Source organism: Burkholderia sp. Ac-20344, from assembly GCF_017104975.1.
GTDB lineage: Bacteria > Pseudomonadota > Gammaproteobacteria > Burkholderiales > Burkholderiaceae > Burkholderia.
Map to the genome: position 1 here is coordinate 17824 of NZ_JAAGPP010000032.1, position 15987 is coordinate 33810.

The window sequence follows — 15987 nt, forward strand, 5'->3', positions numbered from 1 at the left end:
TGCTTGCGGTTCGCCAGGCGTTCGCGCCCCTTCATCGATGTCAGCGAGGATCCGCATGTCCGTCAAACCTGCTCCCACTACTGTTTCGATTCACGATCTGATCGCGGGCCGCTGGAGCCCGCGCGCGTATTCGGATGAACCCATCAGCGCCGACGATCTGCACGCGGTGCTCGAAGCCGCCCGCTGGGCGCCGTCTGCGTACAACGCGCAGCCGTGGCGCTTCATCGTATTCGACCGCACGCAGGACGAAGACGCATTCAAGCGCGCGTTCGCGACGCTGGTGCCGTTCAACCAGGGCTGGAATGCGCCGGCGCCCGTGCTGATCGCGGTGACCGCGCACACGCTCACGCCGAAGGGTGAACCGGCACCGACCGCGCTGTACGACGCGGGCGCGGCTGCGATGTCGCTGGTGCTGCAGGCGCACGCGCTGGGCCTGGCCGCCCACCAGATGAGCGGCTTCGACGGCAAGGCGTTCCGCGACGCGTTCGCGATTCCGGCCGACGTCGCGATTCCGGCGATCATCTCGCTGGGTCACTACGGCAACGTCGACAAGCTCGATCCCGTGCTGCGCGATCGCGAGAAGGCGCCGCGCACGCGTCATGCGATCGGCGAGGTCGTCTATGCGGGGGCGTGGAAGAAGGGCTTCGACGCAGCGGCCTGACCAGCCTGACGGACGGGCTGCATCGCGCAACCCGCCCGCATGTCTCCCCGGCGCGCCAGGCCGCGCGCCCGTCGCCACCGGGGCCCGTTGCGCGGCACTGGTGGCTGGCCCCGGTTGTGATCCCGCGGGCTTCATGTTAAAAAGCCCGTCCTTTCCGTTTTCGCGCCGGCCCTGCTGCGGCAACTTCCCATGACTTACTGCGCGATCGATTTCGGCACGTCCAATTCCGCCGTGGCGCTGCCCGACGGCGACGGCATGCGCCTCGCGCCCGTCGAGGGCGATCACCTGACGCTGCCCACCGCGATTTTCTTCAACAACGACGAAGAGACGGTCGAGTACGGCCGCGCGGCGCTGGCTTCCTACATCGATGGCTTCGACGGCCGGCTGATGCGCTCGATGAAGAGCATCCTCGGCTCGCCGCTCGCGGAAACGACGACCGATCTCGGCGACGGCAGCGCGATCGCGTACACCGAAATCATTGCGCGCTTCCTGACGCACCTGAAGCGCAAGGCCGAAGCCCGCGCGGGTGCGCCGATCGGCCGTGCGGTGCTCGGCCGGCCCGTATTCTTCGTCGACGACGATCCGCGCGCCGACCGCCTCGCACAGGACCAGCTCGAGGCCGCCGCGCGGTCGGTCGGCTTCGCGGACGTTCAATTCCAGTACGAACCGATCGCGGCCGCGTTCGACTACGAATCGCGCCAGCAGGCCGAGCGCCTCGTGCTCGTCGCCGACATCGGTGGCGGTACGTCCGACTTCTCGCTGGTGCGCGTCGGGCCCGAACGGATGGCGCGGCTCGAACGCAAGGACGACGTGCTGGCCCACCATGGCGTGCACGTCGCGGGCACCGACTACGACCGGCGTGTCGAGCTGGCGGCGATCCTGCCCGCATTCGGCTACCGTTCGCTCGACCCCGAAGGGCGCGAGCTGCCGAACAAGATCTACTTCGATCTCGCCACCTGGCACCTGATCAACACGGTGTATACGCCGAAGCGGCTCGGCGAGCTGAAGCTGATGAAGCACCTGTACCGGGATGGGCAGCAGTACGACCGGCTCACGAGCGTGGTCGAGCAGCGGCTCGGGCACGCGCTGATGGCGCGTGCGGAAGAAGCGAAGATCGGCGTCGCGGCGGGCGGGGAGACGATGATCGACCTGAACGACGTGGAAGAGGATCTGCAGATCGCGTTCGATGCCGACCGCCTCGTCGACGCGAGTCACGACGACACCGCGCGCATCGTCGACGCCGCGCGCGAGACGGTGCGGCTCGCGGGCGTGGCGCCGCGCGATGTCGGCGCACTGTATTTCACCGGCGGCTCGACGGGGCTCGCGTTCCTGTCGGGCGCGCTCGCGGGTGCGTTCCCGGATGCGCAGCCGGTGTTCGGCGACCGCCTCGCGAGTGTCGCGACGGGTCTCGGCATTCACGCGCAGCGATTGTTCGGTTGAATGCGAGCGGCTGAAAGGCCGCCATGCCGGGCGACCGGCGCTGAAAAACAAAAAGCCCCGCCGAAGCGGGGCTTTTTTACACGAATTATCGCGCCAAGCTTAGACCGGACGGATGTTCGCAGCTTGCAGACCCTTCGGGCCCGTCTTCACTTCGAATTCAACCTTCTGGTTTTCTTGCAGCGTCTTGAAGCCTTCGACGCGGATTTCCGAGAAGTGCGCGAACAGATCGTCGCCGCCGCCTTCCGGGGTGATGAAGCCGAAGCCCTTTGCGTCATTGAACCACTTGACGGTACCGGTTGCCATGTTACTTGTTCCTAAAAAGATAAAACGGGGCCGAAGCCCATGGGGTGCGGAAAATCAAGGAAGGGGTAATAGGACCACCGGAGTACCGTTGATGGGCGAACTACGAAAGAACCAATTCACTCGCCACTTGAAATCCTGCGAAGTCCTTTATACGGCTTATCACTCGCGTGGTCAACCGGATTTCCATGAACTCAGGGTTATTGCGTAGATCGGGTTTACAAAGCTTGCAAGCGACGCGAATTTTTTGTAGGGGTCGAACGATTTTGGCGCCACGTTTCAGGTGCAACCGTTAAACTACGCGCCGCGTGGACGGGTTGCCCTGATCGGGTGGCTCGCCCCCCCAAAATTGCATGCGCGGTGCTGTCCGAGCCGATCCCGGACTGCGGGCCGACCATGCTTTTTGAGACACAGGAGAGGATGTGAAGAGTTCTATTCAACGGAACATCGGCCCGTTTGCATTGATGCTGACGGGGCTGGGTTCGATTATCGGCTCGGGCTGGCTGTTCGGTGCCTGGAAGGCCGCGAAGATTGCCGGCCCCGCGGCGATCTGCGCATGGATCATCGGCGCTGTCGTGATTCTCGCAATTGCACTGACGTATGCGGAACTGGGCGCGATGTTCCCCGAATCGGGCGGCATGGTGCGCTACGCGCGCTACTCGCATGGTTCGCTGGTCGGCTTCATCAGTGCCTGGGCGAACTGGATCGCGATCGTATCCGTGATCCCGATCGAAGCTGAAGCGTCGATCCAGTATATGAGTACGTGGCCGTATCCGTGGGCGCACGCGCTATTCGTGAACGGCGAGTTGACGGTACCGGGCCTGCTGTTGTCGGCCGTGCTGGTCGTCATCTACTTCATGCTGAACTACTGGGGCGTGAAGGCGTTTGCCCGTGCGAACACTGCGATCACGATCTTCAAGTTCCTGATCCCCGGCCTCACGATCCTCGGCCTGATGCTGACGAGCTACCATCCGGAGAACCTCGGCACCGCATCCAATGCAAGCTTTGCGCCGTACGGCTGGTCGGCGGTGCTGACCGCGGTCGCGACGAGCGGCATCGTGTTCGCGTTCAACGGCTTCCAGAGCCCGGTGAACCTCGCGGGCGAAGCGCGCAACCCGTCGCGCAGCGTGCCGTTCGCGGTGATCACGTCGATCCTGATCGCACTCGTGATCTATGTGCTGCTGCAAATGGCGTACATCGGCTCGGTGAATCCGGCCGACGTCGCGCAGGGCTGGTCGCACTTCAACTTCAAGTCGCCGTTCGCCGAACTGGCGATCGCGCTGAACCTGAACTGGCTTGCGATCCTGCTGTACGTCGACGCGTTCGTCAGCCCGAGCGGCACCGGCACGACCTACATGGCGACCACCACCCGCATGATCTACGCGATGGAGCGCAACAACACGATGCCGAAGATGTTCGGCAACGTGCACCCGCTCTACGGCGTGCCGCGCCAGGCGATGTGGTTCAACCTGCTGGTCTCGTTCATCTTCCTGTTCTTCTTCCGCGGCTGGAGCTCGCTCGCGGCGGTGATCTCGGTCGCGACGGTGATCTCGTACCTGACCGGCCCGATCAGCCTGATGGCGCTGCGCCGCGCGGCGACCGACATCGAGCGTCCGCTGTCGATTCCGCTGATGAAGCTGATCGCTCCGTTCGCGTTCGTCTGCGCGTCGCTGATCCTGTACTGGGCGAAGTGGCCGCTGACGGGCGAGATCATCCTGCTGATGATCGTCGCGCTGCCGGTGTACTTCTACTTCCAGGCGAAGTCGGGCTGGACCGGCTGGGGTGACGACCTGAAGGCCGCATGGTGGCTGGTCGCGTATCTGCCGACGATGGCCGTGCTGTCGCTGATCGGCAGCAAGGAGTTCGGCGGCTACGGCGTGCTGCCGTACGGCTGGGACATGCTGATCGTCGCGGCGATCTCGCTGGTGTTCTACTTCTGGGGTGTGAATACCGGCTACCGGACCAAGTATCTCGACGAGCGTGAATCGCACGACGAGATCCTCGAAGGGGTCGGTGCCTGACGCGTGACCTGTCGCCGGATTCGGCGGCGGCAGCAAGCAGCGGAAAAAAGCCCGCCCGAGCGATGCTCGGGCGGGCTTTTTGTTGGTGGTCGACGGTTGCCGCGCGCCGCTCAGGCGGCCGTGCTCGCGAACACGTAGTTCGTCATCGCGAGCACGCGCTGGTACGTGCCGAGCGACTGGATGCCGAGCTGGTAGTCGTCGTCTGCTGCGCCGAGCGCCGTGAATACCGGCAGCAGGTGTTCGTCGGTCGGATGCATCAGTGCCGCGTGCGGCGCCTGCCGGCGGTAGTCGAGCAGTGCGTCGACGTCGCGCGCGGCCAGCTTCGCCTCGAACCAGTCGGTGAATTCCGCGACGCGCGGGTCCGCATCCTCCGGTGCCGCGCCGAAATCGGCAGCACGCAGGTTGTGCGTGATCTGGCCGGAGCCGATCACCATCACGCCTTCGTCGCGCAGCGGTCGCAGCGCGCGGCCGAGCGCGAAGTGGTGGGCGGCATCCGCGCGCGGCTGGATGGACAACTGCGCCACCGGCACGTCGGCTTCCGGGAACATCAGCAGCATCGGCACCCACGCACCGTGGTCGAGGCCGTGCTCGGTCGTCGCGGTCTCGATGCCGGCCGCATTCAGCAGCCCGGCCGCGCGCTCGGCGACGTCGGGCGCGCCGGGCGCCGGGTAGCGGATGTCGTACAGCGCCTGCGGAAAGCCGTAGAAATCGTGGATCGTTTCCGGGTGCGCGGCGACGCTGGCGACGGGCCGCTGCGTGCCCCAGTGCGCGGACAGCATCAGTACCGCGCGCGGGCGCGGCAATTCGGCGCCGAGGTGCGTGAACGCACCGGACGGCAGCGTCGGGTCGATCGGCAGCGTCGGGGCGCCGTGGGACAGGTAGAGCGAAGGCAAGCGGTTCATGGTAGTGGCCTGCAAAGGGATTTGCCTGTGACTATAGGCGCGCACCGGATATTGATAAATCCGTGTTTCGGAATTTGATTGACGCTTGTTTGTTGGTAATCGGGGCGGCGCAATGCGTTCCAACGCAGGTGGGCGCTGTACTCGCGAAATCGAATGAATTTCCGTGTAAATCGGCGAAGATGCGCGAAGAACGGATCTGCGAAAGTGCGCTTACTGAGCGTGCCGGATGCCGGCCCAGGGCGTCGTCAGCGGCGCGTTGAGCGCAAACAGGTCGAGCACGCGCGTGACGGTCTGGTCGACGAGTTCCTCGATGGTCTTCGGCATCGCGTAGAACGCGGGAAGCGGTGGGAAGACGATGCCGCCCATTTCGGTGACGGCCGTCATGTTGCGCAGATGCGCGAGGTTGAACGGCGTTTCGCGCACCATCAGCACGAGGCGGCGGCGTTCCTTCAGCGTGACGTCGGCTGCGCGCGTGATCAGGTTGTCGGACAGCCCGTGCGCGACGCTCGCGAGCGTCTTCATCGAGCAGGGCGCGATTACCATCCCGTCGGTCGCGAACGACCCCGATGCGATCGTCGCGCCGACGTCGCGCACCGAATGCACGACGTCCGCACGGCTCTCGACATCGGCCTTCGGCAGCTTCAGTTCGTGCTGGATGTTGAGCCAGCCGGCGTTCGAAATCAGCAGGTGCGTTTCGACGCCGCCGGCGGCGCGCAGCAGGTCGAGCAGCCGTATGCCGTAGATCGCGCCGGTGGCGCCGGTGATCGCGACGATCAGCCGGCGTGGCGGCGCGCTGGGAGATGCCATCGAAAGGAGGGGCGTATTACGCGGCGGCGAACAGTTGCTGCAGTTCGCCCGACTGGTACATCTCCATCATGATGTCCGAGCCGCCGATGAATTCGCCCTTCACGTAGAGCTGCGGGATGGTTGGCCAGTTCGAGAATTCCTTGATGCCCTGGCGGATCTCGTCGTCTTCGAGCACGTTGACCGTTTTGAACTGATCGACGCCGCAGGCCTTCAGCACCTGGATGGCGCGGCCCGAGAAGCCGCACATCGGGAATTGCGCGTTGCCCTTCATGAAGAGCACGACCTGGTTTTCGTCGACGATTTGCTTGATACGTTGTTGGGTGTCCATGACTGACCTTGCGTTAGCGGGGCGTTAGATCGAAATGATAGCGGATTTCAACCGGGCGGGCCGGGCATCAGCCCGGCAGGCGGCCGCCCGTCGTGCGTTCGATCGCGGCCAGATCGGAGAGCGATTCGACCGCGACGAAGCCGTGCGTGGCGAGCACGGCGCGCACGGCCTCGGCCTGGTCGTAGCCGTGCTCGATCCAGAGCGTGCCGCCCGGTTTCAGGTAGGTGCCGGCGCCCGCGACGATCGTGCGGATCGCGCTGAGGCCGTCGGCATCGTCGGTGAGTGCACCGCGCGGCTCGAAACGCAGGTCGCCCTGCGTGAGGTGCGGATCGTGCTGCGCGATGTACGGCGGGTTGCTGACGATCGTGTCGAAGGCGAGCGCCGGATCGAGCGCCGCGTACCAGTCGCTCTGCAGCCAGTGCAGCGGGCCGCCGGGGCGGTGCGCGTCGAGCAGCTTGCCGGCGTTGCGTTGCGCGACCGCGAGTGCGGTCGGCGAACGGTCCAGCGCCCACACGCGGGCATCGGGCCGCTCGGCGGCGATCGATACGGCGATAGCGCCGCTGCCCGTGCCGAGATCGAGCACGGCCGGATGCGGCAGCCCGTCGATTGCATCGAGTGCGGCTTCGACGAGCAGTTCGGTTTCAGGGCGCGGGATCAGCACGTCGGGCGTCACGTCGAACGGCCGGCCGAAGAATTCGCGCATTCCGACGAGCTGCGCGACGGGCTCGCCGGCCATGCGGCGTGCCTCGAGCGCACGGTAGCGTTCGACCGCGGCCGCGTCGAGCGGCGCGTCGCCGCGCGTGATCAGTTGCGTGCGGTTCCAGCCGAGCGCGTGCGCGAGCAGCACGCGCGCATCGACTGCGTCGAGCGGCGACGCGCGCAGCAGTTCGTCGGCAGTGGTGTCGGGCATCGCGGCCTCAGTCGGCGTCGCCGAGCGACGCGAGCAGTTCGGCCTGGTGTTCGCTGACCAGCGCGCGGATCAGCTCGTCGAGGTCGCCGTCCATGATCGCCTCGAGCCGGTACAGCGTCAGGTTGATCCGGTGGTCGGTCATCCGGCCCTGTGGGAAGTTGTACGTGCGGATCCGTTCCGAGCGGTCGCCGGAACCGATCAGGCTCTTGCGCGTCGCCGCTTCCTTCGCGTGCTGCTCGTGATACTGCTTGTCCTTGATGCGCGCGGCGAGCACCTTCAGCGCGCGATCCTTGTTCTTGTGCTGCGAACGGTCGTCCTGGCACTCGACGACGATTCCGGTCGGGATGTGCGTGACGCGCACCGCCGAATCGGTCTTGTTGATGTGCTGGCCGCCCGCGCCGGACGCACGGAACGTGTCGATCCGCAGGTCGGCCGGATTGATCTCGACCTCGCCGATTTCGTCGGCTTCCGGCATTACAGCGACCGTGCACGCGGACGTATGGATGCGCCCCTGCGTTTCGGTGGCCGGCACGCGCTGCACGCGATGGCCGCCCGATTCGAACTTCAGGCGCGAATACGCGCCCTGGCCCGCGATCCGCACGATCACTTCCTTGTAGCCGCCCAGATCCGACGCGCTCTCCGACATCATTTCGACCTGCCAGCGCTGGCGTTCCGCGAAGCGCAGGTACATGCGCAGCAGATCGCCCGCGAACAGCGCCGATTCGTCGCCGCCCGTGCCTGCACGGATTTCGACGAAGATGTTGCGCTCGTCGTTCGGATCCTTCGGCAGCAGCATCTTCTGCAACTCGGTCTCGAGGCGGGTCATGCTCTCGCGTGCGCTGCGGATTTCGTCTTCCGCGAAGTCGCGCATCGACAGATCGCCGAGCAGCTCCTGCGCGGCCGTCTCGTCGCTGCGCGACTGGCGCCACAGCGCGTACTGTTCGACCACCGGGCCGAGTTCCGCATGTTCACGCGTGAGTTTGCGGTACTGGTCGAGGTCGGCCGTGACGTTTTCGCGGCTCAGCAGGTCGTTCAGTTCGGCCAGCCGTGTGGACAGCTGGTCGAGCTTGCGTTGCATGCTCGTCTTCATGGTGTGGAGCGGCGCTCCCGGGCAAGGGGTATTCGGAAAGGATAGGCCGGCGCGCGGCCGGCGGCAGGGCGATCGGCCGGCGCTAGTGGCCGGACTGGTCGTTCGAGCGCGGTGCGTGCTGGTAGAAGCCGCGCATCAGGTCGATCAGCGAATCGCGATCGGCGCCGTTCGCGCGGTTGAGCGCGCTCGTCGGGCCGTGGATCAGCTTGTTGGTCAGCGCCTGCGACAGCGCTTCGAGCACGGCGGCCGGATCGTCGCCGCGCGCGAGCAGCTTCTGCGCCTTGTCGACTTCGGCCCGGCGCAGCGCGTCGGCCTGCGTATGCATGTGACGGATCACCGGCACGACGCTGCGCGTGTCGAGCCATTGCATGAAATTCTGCACGCGCGTCTCGATGATCGTTTCGGCCTGTGCGACCGCAGCCTGGCGCGATGCGTTGCCTTCGCGCACGATCGCGCCGAGATCGTCGACGGTGTAGAGGAACACGTCCTTCAGCTTGCCGACTTCGGGCTCGATGTCGCGCGGCACCGCGAGGTCGACCATGAAGATCGGCCGGTGGCGGCGCGCCTTCACCGCGCGCTCGACTGCGCCGAGGCCGATGATCGGCAGCGTCGACGCCGTGCACGACACGATGATGTCGAATTCGTGCATGCGGGTCGGCAGATCCGCGAGCGGCATCGCGCGGCCGCTGAAGCGCTCGGCGAGCCGCTGGCCGCGTTCGGCCGTGCGGTTCGCGACGACGAGTTCGCGCGGGCCTTGCGCGGCGAAGTGCGTCGCGCACAGCTCGATCATCTCGCCGGCGCCGATGAACAGCACGCGCTGATCCGACACTTTTTCGAAGATCCGCTGCGCGAGGCGCACTGCGGCGGCGGCCATCGACACCGACTGCGTGCCGATTTCGGTCGTGCCGCGCACTTCCTTCGCCACCGCAAACGTGCGCTGGAACAGCTGGTTCAGATAGGTGCCGAGCGCGCCGGCTTCCGTCGCGGTGCGGACGGCGTCCTTCATCTGGCCCAGGATCTGCGTTTCGCCCAGCACCATCGAATCGAGGCCGGAGGCGACGCGGAATGCGTGCCGGACCGCTTCCGACTGCGGCAGCGCATAGACGTGCGGCGCGAGCTCGTCGACCGGAATCCGGTGATACTCCGACAGCCAGCGGACCGCACCTTCGCGTGCCGCGCGATCGTCTGTCGCGCAGTACAGTTCGGTACGGTTGCAGGTGGAGAGGATCGCCGCTTCGGGCGTATTGGGCGCCTGGGGGCCGAGAAACACGTTCTTGAACGTGACGAGAGCCGGCTTGATCTGCTCGAGCGGAAACGCCACGCGTTCGCGCAAGGCGACAGGCGCAGTGTGGTGATTGATTCCGATCGTGAGGAGTTGCATATCGAGGGCTATCGTTTAGCCCCATATTATAGCGTTTCAGCGATTTCCTCACTCGCAGCATACCGGGCATCCGCGTGGCGGGGCCGGGAATTTGGGGGCTCGATCGGTACGCGGTCGAGCTGATAGCCGTAGCCGTAGAGCGGCAGCAGCCGGTAGCCGCGCTCCGGGAGCAACTGCAGCTTGCTGCGCAGCCGGGACGCGTGAGTATCGAGCGTGCGCGACTTCATGTCGCGGCGGCGCGCCCACACCGTTTCGAGAATATGGGCGCGCGACACCGGCCGCGACAGGTTCGTGAACAGCAACTGCGCGAACCGGAACTCCTTCGGCGTGAGTGAAACGATTGCGTCGCCGAAACGAACGAGGCAGTGCGTGGCGTCGAAAGCGTATTCCCCATACATTTCGCGCGAGCGGGTGGGTGGCCGGCGCACGCCGGCGCGCCGGCTCAGCGCGTTGACGCGCGCGAGCAGCTCGGGCCCGCTCACCGGGCGCACGAGGCAATCGTCGGCGCCCGCATGCAGGCACGATACGACTTCGCTTTCGCGCGGCAACTGCATCACGGCGATGGCCGGCAGCCCGGGCAGGACCGTCTGCGCGCGCGGAATGACTTCCTCGGCCGGCTGGTCGCCGGCCCAGTGGCCGGTGATCAGCATGTCGCAGGTGTCGGTGGCGAGCCACTCGAAGAAACCCGCGCTGGACGCAAACGCATGGCACACATGACCGCCCGCAAAGAGCAGACGGTTCAGGAGCGCGGCATGGCGCGCGTCCGGATCGATCAGAGCGATTCGCATGAGCATTTCTTCAATACGGCAGCCGGTGCGCGCTTGCCATAACGTCGAGTCGGCCCCTAAACTCGAATGTTCGCGGCACCCGGCTGGTCTCGGGTTCGATGGATGAATCGATGCTAGCCGCTGGCAACGTTCACGCCTATGGGACGAATCTGAATTTATAGAAGGCGTCGAATGAACTGGTTTGGAATCCTTGTCCTGGGAGCGGCCGTCGGGCTGTTCGGCCGATGGCTGCATCCGATGCGGCGCACGGGCCGGCCGGCGTGGTGGATCGCGGTGCTCGCCGGCATCGTCGGCGCGGCCGCGGCCCGCATGGCCGGCAACCTCTCTGGACTGTTTTACGATGGCGAGACGCTCGAATGGCCGGTCTGCACCGGTGTCGCGTTCCTCGTCGTAGCCATGACGGTCGCGCTGTCGGCCCGTCGCTGAATGCTCTCAGGTGAAATCATGAATGCCCGTCTTCCCGAAGTCTCGCCGGTGCCGGCCCGCCTCGCGCTGCTGCGTGGCGCCATGGCCCGCGAGGATCTGGCCGCCTATCTCGTGCCGTCCGCCGATCCCCATCTGTCCGAGTATCTGCCGGAGCGCTGGCAGGCCCGCCGCTGGCTGTCCGGCTTCACGGGCTCGGTCGGCACGCTGGTCGTGACCGCGGATTTTGCGGGGCTGTGGGTCGACAGCCGCTACTGGGTGCAGGCCGACGCCGAACTGGCCGGCACGGGCGTGCAACTGATGAAGATGACGGGCGGGCAGCAGAGCGCGCCGCACGTCGACTGGCTCGCGCAGAACGTGGCGGCGGGTATGACGGTCGGCGTCGACGGCGCCGTGCTCGGCGTCGCGGCCGCACGCGGGCTGACGGGCGCGCTGAACGCGCGCGGCATCGCGCTGCGCACCGACCTCGACCTGCTCGACGCGATCTGGCCCGAGCGGCCGGGGCTGCCCGGCGACGCGGTGTTCGAGCACGTGGCGCCGCAGGCCGACACGACGCGCGCGAGCAAGCTGGCCGAAGTGCGCCGCGCGATGCGCGCGCAGGGTGCGCAGTGGCATTTCGTGTCGACGCTCGACGACCTCGCATGGCTGTTCAACCTGCGCGGCGCCGACGTCAACTTCAACCCCGTGTTCGTTGCGCACGCAATGATCGGAGCCGATCGCGCGACGCTGTTCGTCGCCGACGGCAAGGTGTCGCCGGCCTTGGCCGCGTCGCTCGCACAGGATGGCGTCGACGTTCGAGCGTACGATGCCGCGCGCGCCGCACTCGCGGCGCTGCCTGACGGCGCGACGCTGCTGATCGACCCGCGCCGCGTGACGTTCGGCACGCTCGAGGCCGTGCCGGCCGGCGTGAAGCTCGTCGAGGCCGTGAATCCGTCGACGTTCGCGAAGTCGCGCAAGACGTCCACCGAGATCGAGCACGTTCGCGTGACGATGGAACACGACGGCGCCGCGCTCGCGGAATTCTTCACCTGGTTCGAACAGGCGGTGAACCGCGAGACGATCACCGAGCTGACGATCGAGGAGAAACTCACGGCCGCGCGCGCGCGGCGCCCCGGCTACGTGTCGCCGAGCTTCGCGACGATCGCCGGCTTCAACGCGAACGGCGCGATGCCGCACTACCATGCGACGCCCGCGTCGCATGCGACGATTGCCGGCGACGGGTTGCTGCTGATCGATTCGGGCGGCCAGTACGTGACGGGCACGACCGACATCACGCGCGTCGTGCCGGTCGGCACGGTCAGCGACCTGCAGCGGCGCGATTTCACGATCGTGCTGAAATCGATGATGGCGCTGTCGCGCGCCCGTTTCCCGCGCGGCATCCGCTCGCCGATGCTCGACGCGATCGCGCGTGCGCCGATGTGGGCGGCCGGGCTCGACTACGGCCACGGCACGGGGCATGGCGTCGGCTACTTCCTGAACGTGCACGAGGGCCCGCAGGTCATCTCGCACTACGCGCCGGCCGAGCCGTACACGGCGATGGAAGAGGGCATGATCACGTCGATCGAGCCGGGCGTGTACCGTCCCGGCCAGTGGGGTATCCGGATCGAGAACCTGGTGGTCAACCGTGCGGCCGGACAGACGGAATTCGGCGATTTCCTCGCATTCGAGACGCTGACGCTGTGCCCGATCGACACGCGCTGCGTGCTGATCGAGATGCTGCACGACGACGAGCGCGCGTGGCTGAACACGTATCACGCGACGGTGCGCGAGCGCGTTGGCCGGCACCTGAGCGGCGACGCGAAGGCGTGGCTCGACGCGCGCACGCAGCCGATCTGACGCCACGTGCGATAGCGGCCGGATAACGATCGAACAACGATATCGAGGGCAACAATGGCGGACACTGCAGTGATCGTGGTCGACATGCAGCGCGGGCTGGTGCAGCGGGCGAAGCCCGCGTACCGGCTCGACGACGTCGTGTCGGGCATCAACCGGCTGACGGCGGCGGCGCGCGCGGCGAACGCACCCGTGTGCTTCGTACAGCACGACGGCGATGCGGACGACGACGTCGTGCCCGGCACGCCGGGCTGGGCGCTGCATGCGGGGCTGGTCGTCGGGAACGACGACTGGCATGTGCGCAAGCAAGTGAGCGATTCGTTTCACGACACGCCGCTCGCGGCGCAGCTCGACCGTCACGGTATCCGTTCGGTGCTGATCTGCGGCTATGCGACCGAGTTCTGCGTCGATTCGGCCGCGCGCCGCGCGGCGCTGCTCGGCTACCGGACGACCGTCGTGTCCGACCTGCACACGACGAACGAGCGCACGCACCTGTCGGCCGCGCAGATCGTCGCGCACCATCACTTCGTATGGCAAAACAATTCGCTGTCGGGCAACCCGGTGACGCCGCGCCCGCTCGCGGATGTCCTGGCGACGGAGTTCGCATGACGATCAAGGCCGTGGTGTTCGATTTCGGTGGCGTGCTGATCGACTGGAGCCCCGAGTACCTTTACCGGGAACTGATTCCGGACGACGCGGAGCGCCGCTGGTTCCTCACGCACGTGTGCGCGATGGACTGGGTGATCCGTCAGGACGGCGGGCAGACGATCGAAGAGGGGACGACCGAGCTCGTCGCGAAGTTCCCGGAGCATGAAGCGCTGATCCGCGCGTTCTACGCGCGCTGGCACGAGATGATCGGCGGCGTGCTCGAAGAGGGCGCCGCACTCGTCGACCGGCTGGAGGCGCAGGGGATGCCGCTGTTCGGGCTGACGAACTGGTCTGCGCAGACGTTTCCGTATGCGTGGGACAACTTCCCGGTGCTGCGGCGTTTCCGGGACATCGTCGTGTCGGGCCGGGTGAAGCTCGTGAAACCCGATCCGGCGATCTACCGCGAGATGCATGCGCGGATCGAGCCGCACTTGCCGGGCATCGCGCCGCACGAACTCGTGTTCATCGACGACAACGCGAAGAACGCCGCGGCGGCGACGGCGCTCGGCTGGCACGGCATTCATCACACGAGTGCGGCAACGACCGAGGCGCGGCTGCGCGAACTGGGCGCGCTCGCATAAGCGGCGGGCCAGCAGCCCGCTTTTTTGTTGTGCCGCTCGTGATGCGGCTACCCTCGGCGACCGGCCCCGCGTTGCCGCAGTGCCGGGTGTCCGGGTCGTGCCGGTCAGCGGCTGATCGGCTTGTAGCGCAGACGCTTCGGCTTCGCGGCTTCTTCGCCGAGGCGTGCACGCTTGTCGGCTTCGTACTCCTGGTAGTTGCCGTCGAAGAACGTGACCTGCGAATCGCCTTCGAACGCGAGGATGTGCGTCGCGATCCGGTCGAGGAACCAGCGATCGTGCGAGATCACCATCACCGAGCCCGCGAATTCGAGCAGCGCGTCTTCCAGCGCGCGCAGCGTTTCGACGTCGAGGTCGTTCGACGGTTCGTCGAGCAGCAGCACGTTGCCGCCCGAGATCAGCGTCTTCGCGAGGTGCAGGCGGCCGCGTTCACCGCCGGACAGGTTGCCTACGATCTTCTGCTGGTCGCCGCCCTTGAAGTTGAAGCGGCCGATGTACGCGCGCGACGGCGTTTCGTACTTGCCCACCGTCAGCACGTCGGCGCCGCCCGAGATTTCCTCGAATACCGTCTTCGAGCCGTCGAGCGCGTCGCGGCTCTGGTCGACGTACGCGAGCTTCACGGTCGGTCCCATCACGACTTCGCCCGAATCCGGCTGTTCCTTGCCCGTCAGCATCCGGAACAGCGTCGACTTGCCGGCGCCGTTCGGGCCGATGATGCCGACGATCGCGCCAGCCGGAATCTTCAGGTTCAGGTTGTCGATCAGCAGGCGGTCGCCGAACGCCTTGCTGACGTTCTTGAACTCGATCACTTCGTTGCCGAGGCGGTCGCCGACCGGGATGAAGATTTCCTGCGTTTCGTTGCGCTTCTGGTATTCCTGGCTGTTCAGTTCCTCGAAGCGCGCGATACGTGCCTTCGATTTCGCCTGGCGGCCCTTCGGATTCTGGCGCACCCACTCCAGTTCCTTCTTGATCGCCTTCTGGCGCGCCGATTCCGACGCTTCTTCCTGCTTCAGGCGCTCTTCCTTCTGGTCGAGCCAACTGCTGTAGTTGCCCTTCCACGGAATGCCGTGGCCGCGGTCGAGTTCGAGAATCCACTCGGCTGCGTTGTCGAGGAAGTAGCGATCGTGGGTAACCGCGACGACGGTGCCCGGGAAGCGCACCAGGAACTGCTCGAGCCAGTCGACCGATTCCGCGTCGAGGTGGTTGGTCGGTTCGTCGAGCAGCAGCATGTCGGGCTTTTCGAGCAGCAGCTTGCACAGCGCGACGCGGCGCTTTTCACCGCCCGACAGGTGTTCGATCTTTGCGTCCCACGCCGGCAGGCGCAGTGCGTCGGCGGCCACTTCGAGCTGCTGTTCGGGGCTGCCGCCGTCGCTCGACGCGAGGATTGCTTCGTACTTCGCCTGCTCGGCCGCGAGCGCGTCGAAGTCGGCATCCGGCTCCGCGTATGCCGCGTAGATTTCCTCGAGCTTCTTGTTGGCCTGGAACAGGTCGCCGAGGCCTTCCTCGACGGCTTCGCGCACCGTCTTCGTCGGGTCGAGCTGCGGCTCCTGCGGCAGGTAGCCGATGTTCAGGTTCGGCATCGGCGTCGCTTCGCCTTCGATGTCCTTGTCGACACCCGCCATGATGCGGATCAGCGTCGACTTGCCCGAGCCGTTCAGGCCGAGCACGCCGATCTTCGCGCCGGGAAAGAACGACAGCGAGATGTCCTTCAGGATCTGGCGCTTGGGCGGCACGATCTTGCCGACCCGGTTCATCGTGAAAACGTATTGGGCCATTTGGGTGTGAAAGTCAGAAGTGGTTGAGACTGCCGCGCAGCGCGCTGGCGTGGCGGCGTCGGGTGATTCGGTACGGAGCGTGCCGCGCGCGGCGCGGCGGCG

The 15987-nt window shown here is 66.3% G+C and carries 16 protein-coding genes; 7 read left to right on the forward strand and 9 right to left on the reverse strand.

Going from position 1 to position 15987, the window contains the following annotated elements:
- The first annotated feature begins 55 nt into the window (after positions 1 to 55).
- Together G3N64_RS12990 and G3N64_RS12995 are read left to right on the forward strand one after the other, a co-directional pair.
- Complete coding sequence (locus G3N64_RS12990; protein WP_205784321.1) at positions 56 to 661, forward strand: nitroreductase family protein; 606 nt, start codon at positions 56 to 58, stop codon at positions 659 to 661.
- Between the two features lie 189 nt (positions 662 to 850).
- Positions 851 to 2101 carry an Hsp70 family protein gene (locus G3N64_RS12995; protein WP_205784322.1) on the forward strand — a complete coding sequence of 417 codons (1251 nt, stop codon included), beginning with the start codon at positions 851 to 853 and terminating at the stop codon, positions 2099 to 2101.
- Between the two features lie 99 nt (positions 2102 to 2200).
- Here G3N64_RS12995 and G3N64_RS13000 read toward each other — a convergent pair whose 3' ends face one another.
- Positions 2201 to 2404, reverse strand: coding sequence for a cold-shock protein (locus G3N64_RS13000; protein WP_006477070.1), 204 nt, complete (start codon positions 2402 to 2404; stop codon positions 2201 to 2203).
- 419 nt (positions 2405 to 2823) lie between these two features.
- Between G3N64_RS13000 and G3N64_RS13005 the strand changes: the two genes are divergently transcribed.
- The gene (locus G3N64_RS13005) at positions 2824 to 4422 is read left to right on the forward strand and encodes an APC family permease (RefSeq protein WP_205784323.1); all 1599 of its coding nucleotides are present in this window, start codon (positions 2824 to 2826) and stop codon (positions 4420 to 4422) included.
- A gap of 110 nt (positions 4423 to 4532) precedes the next feature.
- Here G3N64_RS13005 and G3N64_RS13010 read toward each other — a convergent pair whose 3' ends face one another.
- The 7 genes from G3N64_RS13010 to G3N64_RS13040 all read right to left on the reverse strand — a co-directional run bounded on the left by G3N64_RS13010 (position 4533) and on the right by G3N64_RS13040 (position 10628).
- Positions 4533 to 5324, reverse strand: a complete 792-nt coding sequence (locus G3N64_RS13010; RefSeq protein ID WP_205784324.1) for a class III extradiol ring-cleavage dioxygenase — start codon at positions 5322 to 5324, stop codon at positions 4533 to 4535.
- A gap of 210 nt (positions 5325 to 5534) precedes the next feature.
- Complete coding sequence (locus tag G3N64_RS13015) at positions 5535 to 6131, reverse strand: UbiX family flavin prenyltransferase (protein WP_205784325.1); 597 nt, start codon at positions 6129 to 6131, stop codon at positions 5535 to 5537.
- Between the two features lie 16 nt (positions 6132 to 6147).
- Positions 6148 to 6459 carry a Grx4 family monothiol glutaredoxin gene (gene grxD / locus G3N64_RS13020; RefSeq protein ID WP_021161789.1) on the reverse strand — a complete coding sequence of 104 codons (312 nt, stop codon included), beginning with the start codon at positions 6457 to 6459 and terminating at the stop codon, positions 6148 to 6150.
- A gap of 67 nt (positions 6460 to 6526) precedes the next feature.
- On the reverse strand, positions 6527 to 7369 hold the full coding sequence (gene prmC, locus G3N64_RS13025; protein ID WP_205784326.1) for a peptide chain release factor N(5)-glutamine methyltransferase: 843 nt from the start codon (positions 7367 to 7369) through the stop codon (positions 6527 to 6529).
- 7 nt (positions 7370 to 7376) lie between these two features.
- On the reverse strand, positions 7377 to 8459 hold the full coding sequence (gene prfA / locus G3N64_RS13030) for a peptide chain release factor 1 (protein WP_205784327.1): 1083 nt from the start codon (positions 8457 to 8459) through the stop codon (positions 7377 to 7379).
- 82 nt (positions 8460 to 8541) lie between these two features.
- Positions 8542 to 9840: a glutamyl-tRNA reductase gene (gene hemA / locus G3N64_RS13035; protein ID WP_205784328.1), complete on the reverse strand. Its 1299-nt coding sequence runs from the start codon at positions 9838 to 9840 to the stop codon at positions 8542 to 8544.
- Positions 9841 to 9866: 26 nt separating this feature from the next.
- Positions 9867 to 10628: a response regulator transcription factor gene (locus G3N64_RS13040; RefSeq protein ID WP_205784329.1), complete on the reverse strand. Its 762-nt coding sequence runs from the start codon at positions 10626 to 10628 to the stop codon at positions 9867 to 9869.
- 171 nt (positions 10629 to 10799) lie between these two features.
- Here G3N64_RS13040 and G3N64_RS13045 point away from each other — a divergent pair, with 171 nt between their 5' ends.
- From G3N64_RS13045 to G3N64_RS13060, 4 genes are read left to right on the forward strand one after another with little or no spacing between them, the layout of a single operon-like run.
- Positions 10800 to 11054, forward strand: coding sequence for a hypothetical protein (locus G3N64_RS13045; RefSeq protein WP_205784330.1), 255 nt, complete (start codon positions 10800 to 10802; stop codon positions 11052 to 11054).
- Between the two features lie 18 nt (positions 11055 to 11072).
- Positions 11073 to 12887, forward strand: coding sequence for an aminopeptidase P family protein (locus tag G3N64_RS13050; RefSeq protein WP_205784331.1), 1815 nt, complete (start codon positions 11073 to 11075; stop codon positions 12885 to 12887).
- A gap of 54 nt (positions 12888 to 12941) precedes the next feature.
- Entirely contained in the window at positions 12942 to 13493 is a 552-nt protein-coding gene (locus tag G3N64_RS13055) for an isochorismatase family protein (protein WP_205784332.1), read from the forward strand.
- On the forward strand, positions 13490 to 14113 hold the full coding sequence (locus G3N64_RS13060) for an HAD-IA family hydrolase (RefSeq protein WP_205784333.1): 624 nt from the start codon (positions 13490 to 13492) through the stop codon (positions 14111 to 14113). Before G3N64_RS13055 ends, G3N64_RS13060 begins: the two co-directional genes overlap by 4 nt.
- Before the next feature lie 104 nt (positions 14114 to 14217).
- Here G3N64_RS13060 and ettA read toward each other — a convergent pair whose 3' ends face one another.
- Entirely contained in the window at positions 14218 to 15885 is a 1668-nt protein-coding gene (ettA, locus tag G3N64_RS13065; protein ID WP_006752677.1) for an energy-dependent translational throttle protein EttA, read from the reverse strand.
- Positions 15886 to 15987 lie beyond the last annotated feature (102 nt).